Source organism: Bifidobacterium catulorum (assembly GCF_003129925.1).
GTDB lineage: Bacteria > Actinomycetota > Actinomycetes > Actinomycetales > Bifidobacteriaceae > Galliscardovia > Galliscardovia catulorum.
Window position 1 is genome coordinate 70763 of sequence record NZ_QFFN01000007.1, and the last position, 17896, is coordinate 88658.

Genomic DNA, 17896 nt, shown 5'->3' on the forward strand with positions numbered 1-17896 from the left:
TTAGGAGGAGGATTCCGACCACCCGACGAATGAGGTCGCGGGGCGACTATCTTGACTGCTTGGACTGCCTGCGGCCGCCGCCGCGCTGCTTGCGTTCGCGGCAGGTCTGCCCGAGCCGACGGGACAACGCAATCGGGTCAAGCAGCTCGTCCAATTTTTCGGCGGGGATGCTGGTGCGTTCGCCGGCCACCTCGCGCACGGTCCGGCCGCTCGACTCGGCCTCCTTCGCGATCATCATGGCGTCCTCGTATCCCAACGCCTCGTTCAACGACGCGGCGATCGACGGCGTCGACTCGGCGTATCGGCGACCGACCTCCGCATTGATGGTGATGCCGTTCACGCACTCATCGCGGAACACGTCCATGGCCCGCGAAATAAGCTCCATGCCGCTGAGCAGCGCATGGATGATGACCGGGTCGAACGCATTGAGCTGCAACTGCCCTTCGGCGCAGGCCCACTGCACGGTCGTGTCCATGCCGAAAACGGAGAACACGCACTGGTTCACGCATTCGGGCACTACCGGATTCACCTTGCCGGGCATGATGCTCGACCCGGCCTGGCGCGCCGGCACGTTGATGTCGTTGAACCCCGCCTGGGGACCGGAATTGAGCAGACGCAGGTCGTCGGCCGCCTTCTTCAGATGGATGGCGAGGTTCTTCACCGCGCTCGACACGGCCACATATACGCTCATGTCGGTAACGGCGGCGATCGGGTCCGGTGCGGCGGTGATGGGCAGGCCGGTCATCTGTGCGAGATGCCGGATCGCCGACGTGCGGAACTCCGGGTTGGCGCAGATGCCCGTGCCGATGGCCGTGGCCCCGAGGTTCAGCACGGCCAGCCGCGGCACCAGCGCCTCGAACGCGGCGACGTCGGATTTGAGGAAGCTCGCGAACGCGTGGAACTCCTGGCCGTACGTCATCGGTACGGCGTCCTGCAGCTGGGTGCGGCCGACGGTGACGTCGTTGATGTGGCGGTCGGCGAGACGATGGAACGCGTGGGCCAGCTTGTCGGCGGACTGCGCGAGCGGGCCGAGCGCGTCGATCAGCGCCAGCTTGCATGCGGCCGGATACGTGTCGTTCGTGGACTGGGATTTGTTGACGTCGTCGTTGGGGTGGATGAATTCGTAATCGCCCTTGCTGTGGCCGGCGAGTTCCAGCGCCCGGTTGGCGATCACCTCGTTCACGTTCATGTTCGTGCTCGTGCCGGCACCGCCCTGGAACACGTCGACGGGGAACTGGTTCATCCAGCGGCCGTTCTCGATCTCCATGCACGCCTGACGGATGGCGCCCGCCTGGACGCCGGGGATGAGGCCGAGCTCCTCGTTGGCGGTGACGCACGCCTTCTTGACGGTGGCGTAGGCCTTGATGAGCTGCGGATGGGTGGAGTCGGGGATGTTGGAGACCTGGAAGTTCTCCAGTGCGCGCGCGGTATGGATGCCCCAATACGCCTTCGCCGGCACCTCGAACGTGCCGATGCAGTCGTGTTCCGTGCGAGTGGCGGTGTCGCGATGGGTTTTCCGGGTGACTTTCGTCGCATGCCTGGCCATGAAGGAATCCCTCCCAGTGAAGCTCCCAGTGAAAAACTGTCCGTCACTATCATGGCCGCTCGGCCGACAAAACGCCAAACGTCAGCCGAAAGCTTAGAGGCCGGGGACTGACTGAGAAGCTGAGCCTTCAAGCGGGCAGTCCGGTGGACTGTCCGTAGGCGATGAAAGCGCGATTCATCGAACGCGAGGAAATCCCCGCGCACAGCGAACCGCACCCCTCAGTCGGCTAACGCCGACAGCTCCCCTCAAAGAGGGGAGCCGATTAGATGGGCGCGCCGTCACTCCACGAAGTGGGTGACGAAGTTGGAGATCGTCGGCTCGCGTTCGGCGGTGAGCAGCGTGACGTCGGCAGCATGGCCGAGCGTCATGGCGGAGACCGGCACGTAGCCGTCGTCCACGCCGAGTTCGGCGAACAGTTCGGGATGCGACTGCAGGGCCTTGACGACGCCGAGGATGTAGCCGCTGCCGAGGCCGAGGTCGGTGGCCGCGAGCGCCATGTTCTCGATGATGCCGGCCGCGTTGCAGTAGGCGGTACCGCGTTCGATGCCGGATTCCTCGCCGGAAAGCAGGATCAGCACGGGGGCCTTGTAGGTCGGGCCGGTGCCCATGCGTCCGGCGTTGGGGCCGGCGAGCGCGTCGATCCTGTCGATCTTGGACCTGTCGGTGATGACGGAGATCTCGATGGCCTCATAGTCGTGCATGCCGATGGGCGCGGCGTTGGCCGCTTCGAGGATGGTGCGGATCTGGTCCTTCGTCACCGGTTCGTCGGTGAATTCACGGCACGTCTTGCGTGTTCTGATCACCTGCATCATGTTCATGGCAACCTCCTGGATGCTCGACGTCGGCCACTATGCCGACCTACCGCCCATTGTAGGCGAGCGATCAGGGACTTTGCCGGATGCGAAACCGCGCGGACGGTTTGGGGGCTGCTGTGTATGGAACCCCCTCAGTCAGGCTGGTGCCTGACAGCTCCCCCTACTTCGCAGGGGGAGCCTTTCTATATGGATTCCGTGTCTTACCCGTCCGCCGACCGGCTCGTCCCGCGATCATAGATGGATTCGCGTCCAGCGCTTTGCCGGCTCGCCGGTCGGATGCTTTGGCTACAGCGCGAAATGGGTCCATCGGCCGGCGCACATGGTGGCGGCGACGGGCATGGACCGCAGTTCGGCCGCGGAATAGGTGGCGTACGGGTCCTTGTCGAGCAGGACGAGGTCGCCCGGATCGCCGACCGCGATCTCGCTGCCGTTGCCGAAGGTGGAGGATTCGAGCGCGGTCTGGATGCCAAGCCGCTGTTCGGGCTGGTAAGAGTCGCGCTCGTTGTCGGTGCGGTAGACGGCGGCGGCCATGGCGACCCATGGGTCGAGCACGGCGACGGGCGCGTCGGAGCCGAAGCGCAGCGGCACGCCGGCGTCGTAGAGAGTGCGGTAGGGGAACGGTATGGCGGACGTGTTGCCCCAGTACCGGGTGACGACGTCGCGGTCGTCCACGGCGTGCTGCGGCTGCACGCTGGCCACGAGTCCGAGCGCTCTGAACCGTGCGACGTCCCCGGGTTTGAGCAGCTGCGCGTGTTCGATGGACCCGGTGGCGCCCGTGTGCTCGAACGCGTCCAGCACCACGGTGTTGGCCTCGTCTCCGATGGCGTGGCAGGCCACGTCGAATCCGTTGGCACGCGCGATGGTCATGTAGTGTTCGATCTGTTCGGGACTGTAGCTCATCACGCCGCGCGTTTCGGGCGTGATCGACGAATACGGTTCGGAGCAGTATGCGGAACGGGTGTTCAGCGATCCGTCTGCGATGAGCTTCATCGTGGTCACGCGGCCGAGGCCGTCGCTGTCTTCGATCTGCGCGCCGCCCTGCCATCCGGCGGCGACGGCCTCTTCGAGCCGTTCGGGGTAGACGCCCACGCGCACGCGGAGCCTGTCGATGCCTTTGGCGAATCGCTTGCGCCACTGGGCGATGGTGTCGGCCATCTCGTAGTCGCAGATGCCGACGACGCCCTTGGCCGCCGCATCCTGTTCGGCGGCCTTGACGAGTTTGAGCTGTTCCTTGCCGGTGGCGTCGTCGAGTTTGCCGTAGACGTCGAACCATTCGAGCTCGCCGACCAGTCCGGAATCGTCGACGCGCACGCCGAGGCGTTTGGCTGCGGCCGTGTTCACCCAGCCGCAGTGCATGTCGGCGCTGGAGAGCACGACCGGCTGGTCGCCGGCGACGGCGTCGATCGCGGCCAGGGACGGCTGCTGGTCGTCATCCCATAATGAATGGCGGAACCGCATTCCCACGATGAACGTGTCGGGGTCGAGCCCGGCGAAGGAGTTGCGCCGGTCGTCAAGATAGTCGCGCAGCATCTCCATGGCCTGATGCGCGCTGGTGGCCCTGATGAGGTCGAGCCTGCCGAACGTGGCCGCCCATTGGGTGAAATGCGTGTGGCCGTCCCATAGGCCGGGAATCACCCAACGGCCGCCGGCGTTCACGGTTTCGGTGTAGGCGGCGGTGTAGGCGGGCTTGGCGAACATCTCGCCGTTGTCGCGGCCATGCACGTCCCCCGCCGCGGCGATGCGTGTGACGACGCCGTCCAGCACCGCGATGTCGACGATTCTGTCGGTCCCCGGAATTCGCGCATTGGTGATGCGCGTCTCATGTTTTCCCATACCGCCATCATGCCACAGTCCGGCTTGCCCCTCCGTCATATTCCCACCTTTGCCGGCGGCGGATTCGGTGGACGATCCCGGCCGGTCCGGCAAGGTTATGATGCATACGGCTCCTTTACGCGACACACAGATTCGGTCCCTTACGATAAAGGGATGGACATCACCCAAGGATCATTACGCAATCTCATCGAAAACCCGTTGGCATGGCTTGAATCGAACGCCTCGCGCATCATCTTCCTCGTCATCGTGATCGCGGCGGCCGCTATCGTGGTCAAGGTCGTGACCCGAGGCATGGGCATTGCGCTCGACAAATCCGACATCCCCAGCGCGTCCATCTTCATCAACATCGTGCGTGTGCTGATCTGGGTGTTCGCCATCAGCATCGTGCTGCAGCCGGTGTTCGGCATCAATCCCACGTCGCTGATGACGGCTCTTGGCGTCGGCGGCATCGCGGTGTCGTTCGGTCTGAAGGACACGATATCCAACATCATCGGCGGATTCGGACTGATGCTCGGCAAGGTGGTGCAGCCCGGCGACCTTGTGTCGATCAACGGTGCCACCGGCCTCGTCAAGGATGTGACGTGGCGTCATACGATCGTGACGGAACGCGACGGCAGCGAGATGTGGATCCCGAACTCGGTGCTGAACACGGCCGCGTTGAAGAAGATGCCCGAATCGAACGAGGCGATGACGACGGTGTCGTTCACCATCCGCGGCAACGACACCGATACGGATGCGATAGCGAAGACCGTGGTCGACGCGGTGAGGGCGGCGACGGACGACATCATGCTGCCCGACAATCCGCCGATCGTGAAGTTCAGCGGATTCTCGCCATACGGCATCGAAGGCAGGGTGCTGCTGTTCACCAAGCCGGGCGTGCTGCTCTCCACGATGCAGGACCGGGCGGCGCGGGCCATCGCCGGCGAAGGGTTCCTCGTGCAGAACGCGGCCGGTGCGGAGGAGGAACGGTGATTCGACGAGCGACGACAGCGGACATCCCCGATATCGACCGGTTGCTGTATCAGGTGGCCGAGGTGCATCACCGGGGCCGGCCCGATCTGTTCAAGGCGGGCGCGAAGAAATACACCGACGAGGAGCTTGCGGCGATCATCGCCGACGACGAGCGGCCGATATTCGTCTATGACGGCGGGGACGGGGACGGCGGAAACGGGTCGGCGGACGGGGACGGCGAGGCCGCCGCTGCATCCGGCGTGCTCGGCTACGCGTTCTGCATATTCCAGCGGCATTCGGGAAGCCATGTCCTCACCGACGTCACCACCCTGTACATCGACGACCTGTGCGTGGACGAATCCGCGCACAGGCGGCGCATCGGCGAAACGCTGTACCGGCACGTGCTCGGCTTCGCCCGCGAGCACGGGTGCCATAACGTCACACTGAACGTGTGGTCGTGCAATCCTGCGGCGATGGCGTTCTACAAGCATTGCGGGCTCACGCCGCAGAAGATCGGCATGGAGACGATTCTGTAGCTCCCTCACCCCCACCGGCCGGCGACCGAGACGCCGCAGTCGGGGCAACGGCCGTCGCCGGTGATGCGGTTCGTGCCGATCCGGTACCAGTCGCGCCGGATCAGCACGGCGCCGCATTCCGGATTCGGGCAGTATGTGGCATCGCCCTCGGGATAGTGCACGTTGCCGGTGTACACGTAGCGCAGCCCCTCCCCCATCGCGATGCTTCGCGCACGGACGAGCGTCTCCAACGGCGTGCACGGCACGTCGGCCATCCGGTACGCGGGATGGAACGCGGAGAAATGCAACGGCACGTCCCGCCCACAATGCTCCCGGATCCACGCGCATTCGGCGTGCAGCTGCGCATCATCGTCGTTGTATCCGGGAATGAGCAGCGTCGTCAGCTCCACCCATACGCGGCCGCCATCCGGCGTGCGCGCCTCGTTGACCGCGAACTCGATGGTGTCCAGCACATCCCGCAGATGCGTGCCGGTCACCTTCCGGTAGAACTCCTCGGCGAAGCCCTTGAGATCGATGTTGGCCGCGTCCATCGCATCATAGAATTCCGGACGGGCCTGCGCACTCATGTATCCGGCCGTCACGGCGATGGGGTGGATGCCGCGCTCGCGGCAGGCGGCGGCCGTGTCGATGGCGTATTCGGCGAAGATGATGGGATCGTTGTAGGTGAACGCCACGGATTCCGCGCCGTACTGGCATGCGACGTCGGCTATCCTCTCCGGACTAGCCTCCGCGCCGAGACGATCCCAGTCGCGGGCCTTCGAAATATCCCAGTTCTGGCAGAACCGACATCCGGAGTTGCATCCCGCCGTGCCGAAGCTCAACACGGAGCTGCCGGGGTGGAAGTGGTTGAGCGGCTTCTTCTCCACGGGATCGATGGCGAAGCCGGAACTGCGTCCGTAGGTGTCGCAGACGATGACGCCGTCGTGGCTGCTGCGCACGAAGCAGAATCCTCGTTGCCCGGGTTTGAGCCTGCATGCGCGCGGGCACAAATCGCATTGCGTGCGGCCGTCCGATAGCCGATGCTGCCAGCGCCCGACGGCGCGGGGGTTCATGGATGCGGATTCGTTGTTGATGGTGGTGGCGCGCAAGGTGTCTCCTCCCCTCAGTCGGACTTCGTCCGACAGCTCCCCTCGTCGAGGGGAGCCGATTGCATGAACGTCTCGGCAACAGGCTTCCAAGAGCTACGTCTCCTCCCTGTATGCGGTCGCGGTGTAGCGGCTGCAGCGGATGCGGCCGCCCGTCCAGGTCAGCCCGGAGGGCAGACCGGCCTTGGCGAGCAGATGCCCCACGAAATCATCCGGCCGGGGCAGCTCGTCCCACACCTGGGGCAGGAACGTGGCACGCCGGCCGGTATGGGAATCCTCGATGATCAGACCGTCGACATGCGGACGCAGCTCCGCTTCGAGCTCGTCGCGACTGGCGGCGCGCATCGGTTCGGGACGCGACAGCACCGATACCTCCACGCCCAGCAGCGGATACTCCGCGGCCGTCACCGGCATGAATCGCGGATCGCGGCTGGCGGCGTCCACCGCGTGTCCGGCGACGTCACGGCCAAGCGGCCGATACGCCTCCAACGTGCCGATGCAGCCGCGCAGCCGACCTCCCTCGGTGAGCGTGACGAAGCATGCGCCCGGTTCGCGCAGCCACGGGTGGCGGGCTGACAGGCGATCCACCGTCGCCGCCATCGTATCGCCGGCATCATCGATGCCGAGATACCGTCGAATGGCGGTCCGGGCGATGCCGAGCAGCACGGCCGACCTGTCGGCACCGTCGTCAACGACATGTCCGTCATCAATGTCATCAATGTCATCAATGTCGTCAACGGCATCAATGTCGTCAACGGCATCGTCGTCATCGGCACCGTCATCATCGTCCACGTTCCGTTCCCACATCGCGAACGAGGCATACCCGACGACGGCCTCGTCCCGGTCGACCATGGCGGGTCGGGTGGCGTGGATCACGCCCTCCGAAACGCCGGGACGGGTCAGATCGTCGGCGAGCGCGGCCTCGCCGCCGTCGCCGGACGTGCAGCATCCGAGGAACCGTAGCATGAACCGTTCGCGCGCGTTCGACGTCCGTCCGTCATCCGACGTATGCAGTCCGTTCCGGCAGACGTCGAGCAGTCCGTTGACCGGATAGGCGCCGCACGCACGGTTGGGATGGATCGGCAGGTCAAGGGCGGCGATGCGTGCGATGGTCTCGTCGTCGAGCGCCCGCGCGTAGGCGTTCGGATGGTAATGCGACAGGTCGGAGCTGATGACGACCACCGTCTCCGGACCGCCCCAGAACGCACGCAACGCGTCGCCGACCTCGTCGGGCGTGGCGGAGCCGGCGTTCAGCGGCACGATGTCGATGTCGTCGCCGAGCACGGTCTGCAGGAACGGTATCTGCACTTCGACGGCGTGCTCGCGCGCGTGGGTCGGTTCGTTGAGCAACAGTGCCGGTGCGGTGGAATCAGACGTGGCGTAGGTGTCGTCCGGCAGTCGCAGAAAGTCGGCGTATCCGCCCAGCAGGATGTCGTCGGGGGCGTCGGCGCGGGTTGTTCGCGGCCGGAATCCGAACGCCCGGGCTTCGCCGGCCACATCGACGGGCGCGACGCCAAGCGGGGTGGCGAACGCGGTGGCGCGGCTCATGGCGACGCCCCGCACGGCCACGCGATGCGTCGGGCCCACGATCACCGCCCGACGAATCGTGCCTCGCCCTCGTTCCAGCAGCGCGTAGGCGAGCGCGGCGGTGGTGCCTGAATAGACGTAGCCGGCATGGGGCACGATCACGGCCTTGGGCGCGCCTTCGGGCAGGCGTGCAAGCACCTCAGGCGTGAGCAGGCCGCGCGCGTAATCGAGTTGTTCGGCGATCATGCGCCGTAATATGCGGGGATTATCGGGATAGAATGCGCCGGCCACCGCCGCCGGACGGATACGTTCGATGGATGTCATGGCAATCACCGCCTCACATCCCATCGTAGTGCGACGGACGGGAACCGGGCATCCGATCGCAGTTCCCGTCGGTCACATCACCACAACCAACGGGAACCGGGCACCCGATTGTAGCTCCCCTCAGTCGCGTAGTCACAACCAACGGGAACCGGTGGCGCGGTCCGGCGCCTTAGCGCAGCACGCCGTCGATGAGGGTGGTGATGAGGTCGGAGTAGGCGATGCCCGTGGCCTCCCACGCCTTGGGATACATGGAGATGGACGTGAATCCGGGCATGGTGTTGATCTCGTTGACCATCACGTCGCCGTCGGCGGTCACGAACGTGTCGACGCGGCTGAGTCCCGCGCCGTCCACGGCCACGAACGCCTTGGCCGCCGTCTCACGCACCTTTTCCAGCAGCTCCTTCGGCAGGGCGGCCGGCACTTCCACGTGGGAGGCGCTGGAGTCCATGTACTTGCTGTCGAAGTCGTAGAAGGAGTCGGCGTCGGTGCTGCGCGAGTCGAGCACGATCTCGCCCGGCCAGCTCACCCGCGGCTTGTCGCCGGCCTTCGGGCAGAGCACCGCGCATTCGACCTCACGGGCGTCGATGCCCTGTTCGATGAGGATGCGCCAATCATGCTTGGATGCCTCGAACACGGCGGCGGCGAGTTCGTCGGCGTCGTCGGGGTTCTCCACCTTGGTCACACCGAAGCTGGAGCCTGCTCGCGACGGCTTGACGAACAGCGGATATGCGAGGCCGGCGGCCTTCACCTGGTCGAGCAGCGCGGGACCGTTGGCGGCGAATTCGGATGCGACGTCGAAATCACGGGCGTCGATGGTGATGCCGGGGGCCACGGGAATGCCGGCGGCGGCGAGCAGCACCTTGGTGTAGTGCTTGTCCATGCAGGCGGCGGACGCGAGCACGCCGCAGCCCACGTATGGCACGTTCATCATCTCAAGAAGGCCCTGCACGGTGCCGTCCTCGCCGTAGGGGCCGTGCAGCACGGGGAACACGGCGTCGACATGGCCGAGCGATTCGAGCTCGTTGCCGTTCTGCGCGAAGAATCCGTCCTGACCGAGGGCCACGTCAAGCACGACCATCTTCGCGTCTTCGGTGATCTCGACCTCGGGCAGCACGCCGCTGTCGAGGTTCCAGCCGCGCGGGTCCTCGCCGTCCACGATCCACTTGCCGTCCTTGGTGATGCCCACGGGAATCGGCTCGAAACGATCGGTGTCGATGGCGTTCAGCACGCTCGCCGCCGAGATGCAGGAGATCGGATGCTCGTCGGCCCTGCCGCCGTACAACACCACGATGCGTTTTCTGGTCATAATCCACAATCCTCCGGTCCGGTGATATCACCGTTCATCATATCGATAGCAAGACTACTCCGCCGGACAGCCGTCAGGGGTTTCCCCCGAAAAAATTGGCCGACCCGTTCATGAAGGCCCCGAAAAAGGGTTGTTCATGAACGGATCGGCCAAATTCCGGTTTTAAACGACTACTCGGCGGTGATTTCGGTGCCGAACAGTTCGGACAGCATCTGCGCGCAGGAGATGCCGTCCTCAAGCACATGGGTCATGGCCGCGGCGAGCGGGGTGGGCACGCCGAGCCGGTCGCCGAGCGCTACCACGGTGGCGGTGGTGGCCACGCCCTCGGCCACGCCGTCGCTGGCCTTGGTGGCCTCCTCCACGCTCATGCCCTTGCCGAGGTTCGCGCCGAACGTGTAGTTGCGGGAGAGCGGGGATCCGCACGTGGCGATGAGATCGCCCACGCCGGCCAGTCCGGAGAAGGTCTTCGGGTCGGCGCCGCACGCCTTGCCGAGCGAGGTGAGCTCCGCCAGGCCACGCGTCTCGATCATGGCGGCCGTGTTCTCTCCGTAGCCGGCGCCACGGGCCATGCCTACGGCGAGCGCCACCACGTTCTTCAGCGAGCCGCACAGTTCGAGGCCGATGACGTCGGTGGAGGTGAACGGATGGAAATACGTGGTGGAGCAGGCCTGGGCCACGCGGGCGGCCGCATACGGGTTCGTGGAGGCGACCACGGTGGCGCTCGGCTCGCGACGGGCGATCTCCTTGCTCAGATTCGGGCCGGAGACGGCGGCGAACCGGTTCTCGGGCAGGTCCAGCGCCTCGCGCACGACCTCGTCCATGCGCTTGCCGGTCCCACGCTCGATGCCCTTCATCAGGGAGACCACGAGCGCGTCGCGGGGAATCAGCCCCCTGAACTCCTCCAACGCCACGCGGGCGAACTGCGCGGCGATGGCCACGACGACGATCTCGGCGTTCGCCACGGCCTCGGCGCGGTCGCCGGTCGCGATCATGTTCTCGGGAAGCCGCTCCACGACCGGCAGACGGTACGAGTTGCGGTGGTTGTCACGGATGTCGGCGACGATCTCCGGCTCGATGGCCCACATCGTCACCGCATTGCCCGCGTCGGCGAGAATCTGCCCGAACGTGGTCCCCCATGCTCCCGAACCCAATACCGTCACGTTTGTCATAGTCCAGCTCCTTTGTTAACCGCATCACATACGCAGACCCATGATAAGCGGCGGTCTATATTTCACCATTCCACCGGTTCCGCGGCCAACAAGCCGGGTTAAGGGTCAAAACGTGTGTCTTAAATCCGGGGTGAGGTGTTCTCTTGTCTTGCGTGTCGGGGTGTAATTAACAATCTGGGTGTTAATCCGGTCTTGCCGACTGCTCCGTTCATGGCAGGGCAACGCCGGGCGGCCCATCGGCTAAAACAGCGCCTACGCGAAGACCCCATCCGAAGACGGGGTTGCATAAATAATAAATATAACAAAGATAATAGATATAAAAAAGTGCCCCCTCAGGGATTCGAACCCTGGACACGCGGATTAAGAGTCCGCTGCTCTAACCAGCTGAGCTAAAGGGGCAATTCGTTGCTGCGGTGTCCGCCGCAACGAGAGATAACTATACTCACAAATCACAAACGCGCAAATCAGCGTCCTCATACGGCGTGTCGCCAGTATTTCCAAGGGTTCGACGAATCGCAGACATCCTCCATATGATTCACGGCTGTCATGGAGCATGGAATCCGGGACACACGTCTGATGCCGTTCCGCCCCGTAACCCATACGTCATCGGGGCGGGGTATTGACATTCCCATGACGGAAAACATGACAGAAGAACCGAATCCCGCATCGCACGACGCCCGCCTCCCGCAGGACGCCATGCTGACCGCGAACCAGTTGGGCGAGTACTCCGCCCTGTTCAACGCCGACCGCGCGAACATCGTCGCCGCCACGGCCGCCACCAGCAGCGGCGTGCTCAAGGCGGCGACCGACTACCGCGGTCTGCGCGCTCTGCCCCGCGAATTCTCCATCGAACTCAAACAGGGATCCATCACCTCGCAACGTCGTTCCGGACGCTGCTGGATGTTCGCCAGCCTGAACGTGCTGCGGCACGACGTCATGCGACGCTGGGGGCTCGACGACTTCGAATTCTCGGAGACGTACCTGTTCTTCTACGACAAATTGGAGAAGTCGAACCATTATCTGGAGAAGATATTGGAGACGATCGACGAGCCGACCGATTCGCGGCTGTTCCAGGCAATCAACGACTATCCGGCCGACGACGGCGGATGGTGGGCGATGTTCGCCGCATTGGCCGCGAAATACGGTCTGGTGCCGAAGTCCGCGTATCCGGAGAACGCGAACTCGCGCGATTCGGACGCGTTGACGCAGTATCTCAACGCGAAGCTGCGCGAATTCGCGCGCGAACTGCGTTCGGCGCACGAGAACGGCGTAGGCATGGACGGATTGCGCGGTCGGAAGAGCGCGATGATGAACACCGTATATCGGATTGTGGCCGTGGCGTTGGGCGAGCCGCCGCGGTCGTTCGACTGGGTCGCGCGCGGCAAGGACGACGAGGACGGGAAGAACGGCGGCGCGACGGAGTCCGGGACGGAACGAGCCGGCGCCGGCAACGATTCGGACGATGGGTTTATCAAGGGCACGGTGATCGTCGAACATGGCATCACGCCGATGGCGTTCTACGCCAAATACGTGAAGCAGGACCTCGACCGCTACGTCGGGCTGGTCAACGCGCCGATGAAACGGACGCCGTTCGGCCGGCTGTATCGGCTCGAACACGACGGCAACGTGGTCGGAGGGCAACCGATCGAGTTCGCGAACGTGCCGCTCGACGTGTTCAAGAAGGCGATCGTCGACCAGCTGCGTGGCGGACGACCGGTATGGTTCGCCTGCGATTGCGACCAGTTCGCACTGCGCGACGAAGGGGTGTTCGACCGTTCGACCGTGCGTGTGGAGGACCTGTTCGGCATCGAATACACGATGGGCAAGGGCGACCGGCTGGAGTACGGCGTGAGTCCCTCGAACCATGCGATGACGCTGATCGGCGTGAACCTCGACGCCGATGGAAGGCCCGATCGCTGGAAGATCGAGAACAGCTGGGGCAAGGATGCGGGCCGGGACGGTTATTTCACCGCGACCGACGCCTGGTTCGACGACTATGTGAACGAGGTGGCGATCCACGACGACGTGCTCGACGATGCGACGAAGGCAATCTTCGGGACGGAGCCGGTGATGGTGCAGCCATGGGAGCCGATCTCACGCGCCACGCGGTGCGCGTAGGGAGCCGCATGAGCTATGCCTAGGGGTTTGAGCTATGCCTAGGGGTTGAGGAGCCCCGACCGGATCGGCGGCCGGCCGGGGTTCCTTCCCCGTCAAAGGCAGGCCATCTTCGTTTTCCGAAGTGGTTCGGAGGCCTTACGGGTACCCGTCCGCATCTTCCGGAGTGCATATGGCGCGCATAGCAATGTGCCTCGGGGTATGCTCGTTGGAATTCCAACGGACATACCCCGAGGCACTTGCATATGCACTCCAGAAGATGGAGCCGGATATCAGCCGAGATGCGAGATGGTTCACACGATCTTCGGCATCGGGGTGGTGAGGGACGTCGTGAGGTTCACCTGCACGATGCCGGAGCCGGCGCGCGCCTCCACCTTCTTGAGCGTGACGGTGCGCTCGTCGGCGGCGGCGGTGTCGTCGTCGGTCATGGTGGCCGGGGACTTGACCGCGCAGACGGCGAAATCGTTGAGGTCGCGGCCGAGGTTGGCGACGAGTTCACGGGCGTCGGCCAGGGACTCCTCGAACCCGGGCTTGAACACCACGCGGTCGGCCGGCACGCCGTACGCATTCTTGGCAATCCAGCGCACGGTGTCGACCACGTCCTCGCCCTTGTGGCTGGCCGGCTGGGACGGGGCGTCCACGGCGTTCAGAGCGGTGACGAAACCATCGAGCTGGTCGAGCAGGCCGTCGCCGCCGTCACGGAACAGGTTGCCGATGATGGGCGTGCGGAAGCCGAGTTCGGAGGCGGTCTCCTGCAAGGCCGGAATCTGGTCGTCCTCGCCCTCCCAAAGGTTCACGAGCGGGAAGGTCGGGATGCCGAGCTTCTCCAGACGGTTCACGTGGAACGGGTAGCGCCACTGACGGTCCGGATCGTCACGCCAGGTGGTGGCGCGCGTCACCACGAGGGCGGCGGACGGCCACTGCGCACCGTATTCGCGGGAGGCGATGTCGAGCCACTTCTGCGCACCGGCGTCGGCGCCGTAGCCGGCTTCGACGACGACCACGTCGTGCAGGGCGCAGGCCAGTTCCACGGAGACCAGCGTCGGAATGCCGACGGACACGTTGGCGAACGGGCCGCCATGCACATACACCGGCGTGCCGTTCACGGTTTCGGTCAGGGCCGGCTTGACGGCGTCGCCGAGGATGTTGGTGATGCGCCACATGTCGGTCAGTTCGGCGAACGTCACCGGTTCGCCGTCGATCGTGCCGGCGATCATCTTGCCCACACGTTCGGCGATCTCGTCCATCGAACGGGAGAGCACGACGATCTGCATGAGCTCGCAGGTGGGGGTGAGCACCGTCTTCTCGGCGACGTTGCCCTTGTTCTTGCCGTAGTCCACGGCGATGGAACGCAGGGAGCGGCTCGGCACCTCGGAGACGCGCGGCACGAGCACGGTGTCGAGCTTGCCGTCGTCCACGGCCTTCTCGGCGAAGGAGACCAGCAGATTCTGGGCCGCCTCGATGGCGCCCATCTCGCCGCACAGACCCCAGTCGATGATTTCGGGATGGGTCAGGGACGCCTTGCCGCCGCCGGAGGCACCGCCCTTGGAGCCGGCCGCGGTGATGCCCATGCTCGGCTGGCGCAACACGGCGGTGGCGTCGATGCCGTGGTGGCGCAGCGCGTCGATCAGGGCGATGGTGGTGGTGGTCTTGCCTTCGCCGCGGCTCGCCTTGAGCGGGGTGTCGGCGGTGACGAGCACGACCTTGCCGTGCTTGCGCGGGGCGTCGGGGTTCTTCTTCAGATAGTCGAGATATCCGAAGGCGTCGATCTTCTTGACGATGCCGTACTGGCTGGTGAAATCATCGATGTTGGTCATGATTCTCCTGTGGAATGCTCCTGTGGAACCTCTGCGGAACCTCTGGAATTGTGATGCGGTTTTGCGATTCGCGGTGTTTTCGTACGACTCACAACGGTTCAAGCGTACATCACGGGCATGTTTTCATCGCCGCGCGTCTCTTTGCATGGGTTGCGTGCTGGACTTGCCCCTACGTGTTGGACCGCAAAAATCGCATTCGTTGCAATTGCAACATTCCTGTTCCCAACACACAACGCAAAGTCCAGCACACAACGCAAAGTCCAGCACGCAACGTGGAGTCCGACACGCAACGCGGCACAACGCCGCACACCACGGCGCAAGCGGTCAGTTGTCGCTCAGGTGGAAGTCGTTGCGCATGTTCATGCTGGCGGAGTACAGCACATCCGCGAGCAGCGCATCGGTCTCGGCCCTGAGCTGGTCGGCCATGGTCTGGTTGGCGGCGGCGAGCACCCCGCGCACCTCGGGATTGCGCGTGGCGGCCACGATCGCATCGGCGTCGCGCACGTCGTCCACGGCCTCCTCCTCGTCGGCGAGCGCGTCGAGGTCCACCGGGTTGTCGTCGAGCCGCCCCACCTGCTCGTCGGCGGCGGCGATCATGCGATGCCCGAGTCCGCCGGTCTTCTCGCGGTAGCGTTCGATCAGCGGCGACGTGACGGCGAAATGTGCGTCGGCGAGCGCGGCGATGAGCCTGTTCGCCCAGTAGAAGTTGCCGGAATCCACGTGGTCGGTGGTGTCGGCGAGGTATGCGGGCGTGGCGTCCACGTTGGCATAGAACGGCACGAGCGTGTTGAACGCGTTGGATCCGTAGGCCATCCACTGGATCGACCGGCATGATTCGGGCCGGTACGGTCGAATCTGCATGACGGCGAGCTGGCTCTGGCGGTTGATGCCGATGGGCCGCAGGCTGCCGCGCGTGGATTCGTCGCCGAGCGTGCCGTACGGGTCGAATGGCGTGCCCTGATAGTGCGAACTCAGCACGTATTTGACGTCCTCGATGGTGATCTTGCGTTCGGGCTGGCGTGCCCACGGGATGTCGTCGCTGTCGGGTCGGTGGGCGGCGTCGGGGCCGTCCCATACTTCGTCGTACGGATTGAGGAACCGCTGCATGTACCAGGAGCGCGGCGTGTTGTATACGTGGTCACGGTCGGAGTGCGAGCCGAAGGCGTCGCGCGGGTTGAACGGAGATACGCCTTCGACGGCGAGGTCGAGATGATTGTCCGCGATGAAGTCGTCGAGGTCGGCGGAGCACATGTGCTCCGCCTGGTCGCCGAGCGCGTCGTCGAGATCGAATTCGTCTATGCCGAGCTGGTTCGGCATGGTCACGTAGGCGTCGTCGGGCACGCGTTTGGCGATCCAATGATGTCCGCCGATGGTTTCGAGCCACCAGATCTCGTTGACGTCGGAGAAGGCGATGCCGTTCATCTCGTATGTGCCGTATTGTTCGAGCAGCGATCCGAGGCGTTCGACGCCTTCGCGGGCGGAACGGATGTACGGCAATACGATGGTGAGCAGGTCCTCTTCGCCGATGCCGCCGGGGATTTCGGCTTCGTCGCCCTTCGCGGGCACGAGCTCGACGAGCGGGTCGGCGCCGAGCACGCGCTCGTTGGTGGTGAGGGTTTCAGTGGCGCTCATGGCCACGTTGGCCTCGTTGACTCCGGCTTCGCCCCAGATGCCCTGTTTGTTGACGGCGTCGGGCACCGACGTGTATTGCATGGGGTCGTCGGGCAGGTCGATTTCGACGTGGCTGATGACGGAACGGTATTTGCGCGGCTGATCCTCGGGTTTGACGACGGCGAATTTCTTCGACGTGAATTCGCCCTGCTGGGAGTCCTCGTTGCGGGCGATGATCGTCGAACCGTCGTAGCTGGCGTTTTTGCCTACCAGAATCGTGGTGCACGACATGATGTTGTTTGCTCTCCTTGCTGGATGATGCACGTCCGATGACGGGACGCGCCGGATGATGGAACTGCTGTATGGCGCGAGCGTCTCGTATGAGGACGCCGCAATTCGCGGCGGCGATGCTCGCGCGCAGCCGGCCTATGCGCGACCGGTGAGGAAGATGGCGTCCTGGTCGGCGGCATCTCCGGCGGCCGCGGCGTCACGCAGTGCGTGGACGAGCTCGTTCATCCAGAATCCGCCGGCGAGGTTCTTCAGCGGATTCTTCGTGGCATAGACGTGCAGATAGTAGTCGTGGTCCTGGTCCGGCGGTTGCGGCCCGTTGTATCGCATGGTGGCGGCCGGATCGGTGCCGCCGACGAACGGCGACGCCTGAGAGGTGCGGCCCTGCAGGGCCTCGGGGATCATGGCGACCATCTGGCGGGAGAAGTCCGGCGGAATCTGCAATGCACGGGAGTCGTTGAAGTCGTACATCAGCGCGGCGATCGGCAGATTGGCGACCGTCCAGTGGATCCACTCGAATCCGCAGACGGGGATGGAGTCGGGGTCGGTGAACGTCCAATGCAGGTATTGGGCGCTGGGATCGACGTCGTCGACATAGAACGGGAAGGAGACGACGGGCACGCCCGCGGCCTGGTATTCGGGTTCGGCGTGCTTGGCGAACACATCGGGGATCGTGGTGAAATCGGCTGAAATCTTCATAAACCAAGCATAGACCACGAGCACCGACAGTGTCTCTTCGGGGAGAGACGACTCCCCTCAGTCGCGCCATGCGCGACAGCTCCCCTCAATCCTGAGGGGAGCCGAATTGAACTGCACCCCACCGGCTCCCTCGACCCCGACGGGAACCAAGCAGCCGCGTTCATCCCACCGGCTCCCCTCCCGACGGAGGGGAGCTGGGCGGGTTCTAGTGGTCGTTGCAACACCTGACTGACCGTTGGGAGGATCAGGTGGGCAGGTGGGTGTTTGAGGGTGT

Annotated in this window: 13 protein-coding genes and 1 tRNA gene; 3 read left to right on the forward strand and 11 right to left on the reverse strand. The window is 64.6% G+C overall.

Annotated elements, in window-relative coordinates:
- Positions 1 to 46: 46 nt before the first annotated feature.
- The 3 genes from DF200_RS04285 to DF200_RS04295 all read right to left on the reverse strand — a co-directional run bounded on the left by DF200_RS04285 (position 47) and on the right by DF200_RS04295 (position 4233).
- The gene (locus DF200_RS04285) at positions 47 to 1546 is read right to left on the reverse strand and encodes an aspartate ammonia-lyase (protein ID WP_109137050.1); all 1500 of its coding nucleotides are present in this window, start codon (positions 1544 to 1546) and stop codon (positions 47 to 49) included.
- A 278-nt stretch (positions 1547 to 1824) separates the two neighbouring features.
- On the reverse strand, positions 1825 to 2364 hold the full coding sequence (locus DF200_RS04290; protein WP_109137051.1) for a nitroreductase family protein: 540 nt from the start codon (positions 2362 to 2364) through the stop codon (positions 1825 to 1827).
- A 282-nt stretch (positions 2365 to 2646) separates the two neighbouring features.
- Positions 2647 to 4233, reverse strand: a complete 1587-nt coding sequence (locus tag DF200_RS04295; RefSeq protein ID WP_241520116.1) for an amidohydrolase — start codon at positions 4231 to 4233, stop codon at positions 2647 to 2649.
- A 114-nt stretch (positions 4234 to 4347) separates the two neighbouring features.
- Between DF200_RS04295 and DF200_RS04300 the strand changes: the two genes are divergently transcribed.
- Entirely contained in the window at positions 4348 to 5166 is an 819-nt protein-coding gene (locus DF200_RS04300) for a mechanosensitive ion channel family protein (RefSeq protein WP_109137052.1), read from the forward strand.
- Positions 5163 to 5681 carry a GNAT family N-acetyltransferase gene (locus DF200_RS04305; RefSeq protein WP_109137053.1) on the forward strand — a complete coding sequence of 173 codons (519 nt, stop codon included), beginning with the start codon at positions 5163 to 5165 and terminating at the stop codon, positions 5679 to 5681. The genes DF200_RS04300 and DF200_RS04305 overlap by 4 nt, the downstream gene beginning before the upstream one ends.
- Positions 5682 to 5686: 5 nt before the next feature.
- On the opposite strand, the gene amrS is transcribed toward DF200_RS04305, so the two are convergent.
- The 5 genes from amrS to DF200_RS04330 all read right to left on the reverse strand — a co-directional run bounded on the left by amrS (position 5687) and on the right by DF200_RS04330 (position 11491).
- Entirely contained in the window at positions 5687 to 6769 is a 1083-nt protein-coding gene (gene amrS, locus DF200_RS04310; protein ID WP_241520117.1) for an AmmeMemoRadiSam system radical SAM enzyme, read from the reverse strand.
- A 93-nt stretch (positions 6770 to 6862) separates the two neighbouring features.
- Positions 6863 to 8617 (reverse strand): AmmeMemoRadiSam system protein B, encoded by a 1755-nt coding sequence (amrB, locus tag DF200_RS04315; RefSeq protein ID WP_241520118.1) that lies wholly within the window; start codon positions 8615 to 8617, stop codon positions 6863 to 6865.
- 169 nt (positions 8618 to 8786) lie between these two features.
- A complete protein-coding gene (locus tag DF200_RS04320; protein WP_109137055.1) occupies positions 8787 to 9923 on the reverse strand; it encodes a D-alanine--D-alanine ligase family protein in 1137 nt (378 codons plus the stop codon).
- A 170-nt stretch (positions 9924 to 10093) separates the two neighbouring features.
- Positions 10094 to 11092 carry an NAD(P)H-dependent glycerol-3-phosphate dehydrogenase gene (locus DF200_RS04325; protein ID WP_109137056.1) on the reverse strand — a complete coding sequence of 333 codons (999 nt, stop codon included), beginning with the start codon at positions 11090 to 11092 and terminating at the stop codon, positions 10094 to 10096.
- A 325-nt stretch (positions 11093 to 11417) separates the two neighbouring features.
- Positions 11418 to 11491 (reverse strand) — tRNA-Lys (locus DF200_RS04330).
- Positions 11492 to 11788: 297 nt separating this feature from the next.
- Here DF200_RS04330 and DF200_RS04335 point away from each other — a divergent pair.
- Positions 11789 to 13210, forward strand: coding sequence for a C1 family peptidase (locus DF200_RS04335; protein ID WP_109137063.1), 1422 nt, complete (start codon positions 11789 to 11791; stop codon positions 13208 to 13210).
- Positions 13211 to 13500: 290 nt separating this feature from the next.
- On the opposite strand, the gene DF200_RS04340 is transcribed toward DF200_RS04335, so the two are convergent.
- From DF200_RS04340 to DF200_RS04350, 3 genes are all read right to left on the reverse strand, one after another.
- Positions 13501 to 15024, reverse strand: coding sequence for a formate--tetrahydrofolate ligase (locus DF200_RS04340; protein ID WP_109137057.1), 1524 nt, complete (start codon positions 15022 to 15024; stop codon positions 13501 to 13503).
- Positions 15025 to 15348: 324 nt separating this feature from the next.
- Entirely contained in the window at positions 15349 to 16926 is a 1578-nt protein-coding gene (locus tag DF200_RS04345) for a C69 family dipeptidase (protein ID WP_109137058.1), read from the reverse strand.
- Positions 16927 to 17061: 135 nt separating this feature from the next.
- A complete protein-coding gene (locus DF200_RS04350) occupies positions 17062 to 17622 on the reverse strand; it encodes a YbhB/YbcL family Raf kinase inhibitor-like protein (RefSeq protein ID WP_109137059.1) in 561 nt (186 codons plus the stop codon).
- Between the last annotated feature and the right edge of the window lie 274 nt (positions 17623 to 17896).

Coding starts and splice junctions, on each gene's coding strand:
- DF200_RS04345 (WP_109137058.1), bottom strand. CDS start 16,926: ATGTCGTGCACCACGATTCTGGTAGGCAAAAACGCCAGCTACGACGGT.
- DF200_RS04325 (WP_109137056.1), bottom strand. CDS start 11,092: ATGACAAACGTGACGGTATTGGGTTCGGGAGCATGGGGGACCACGTTC.
- amrB (WP_241520118.1), bottom strand. CDS start 8,617: ATGACATCCATCGAACGTATCCGTCCGGCGGCGGTGGCCGGCGCATTC.
- DF200_RS04340 (WP_109137057.1), bottom strand. CDS start 15,024: ATGACCAACATCGATGATTTCACCAGCCAGTACGGCATCGTCAAGAAG.
- DF200_RS04320 (WP_109137055.1), bottom strand. CDS start 9,923: ATGACCAGAAAACGCATCGTGGTGTTGTACGGCGGCAGGGCCGACGAG.
- DF200_RS04335 (WP_109137063.1), top strand. CDS start 11,789: ATGCTGACCGCGAACCAGTTGGGCGAGTACTCCGCCCTGTTCAACGCC.
- DF200_RS04300 (WP_109137052.1), top strand. CDS start 4,348: ATGGACATCACCCAAGGATCATTACGCAATCTCATCGAAAACCCGTTG.
- DF200_RS04295 (WP_241520116.1), bottom strand. CDS start 4,233: ATGACGGAGGGGCAAGCCGGACTGTGGCATGATGGCGGTATGGGAAAA.
- DF200_RS04290 (WP_109137051.1), bottom strand. CDS start 2,364: ATGAACATGATGCAGGTGATCAGAACACGCAAGACGTGCCGTGAATTC.
- DF200_RS04285 (WP_109137050.1), bottom strand. CDS start 1,546: ATGGCCAGGCATGCGACGAAAGTCACCCGGAAAACCCATCGCGACACC.
- DF200_RS04350 (WP_109137059.1), bottom strand. CDS start 17,622: ATGAAGATTTCAGCCGATTTCACCACGATCCCCGATGTGTTCGCCAAG.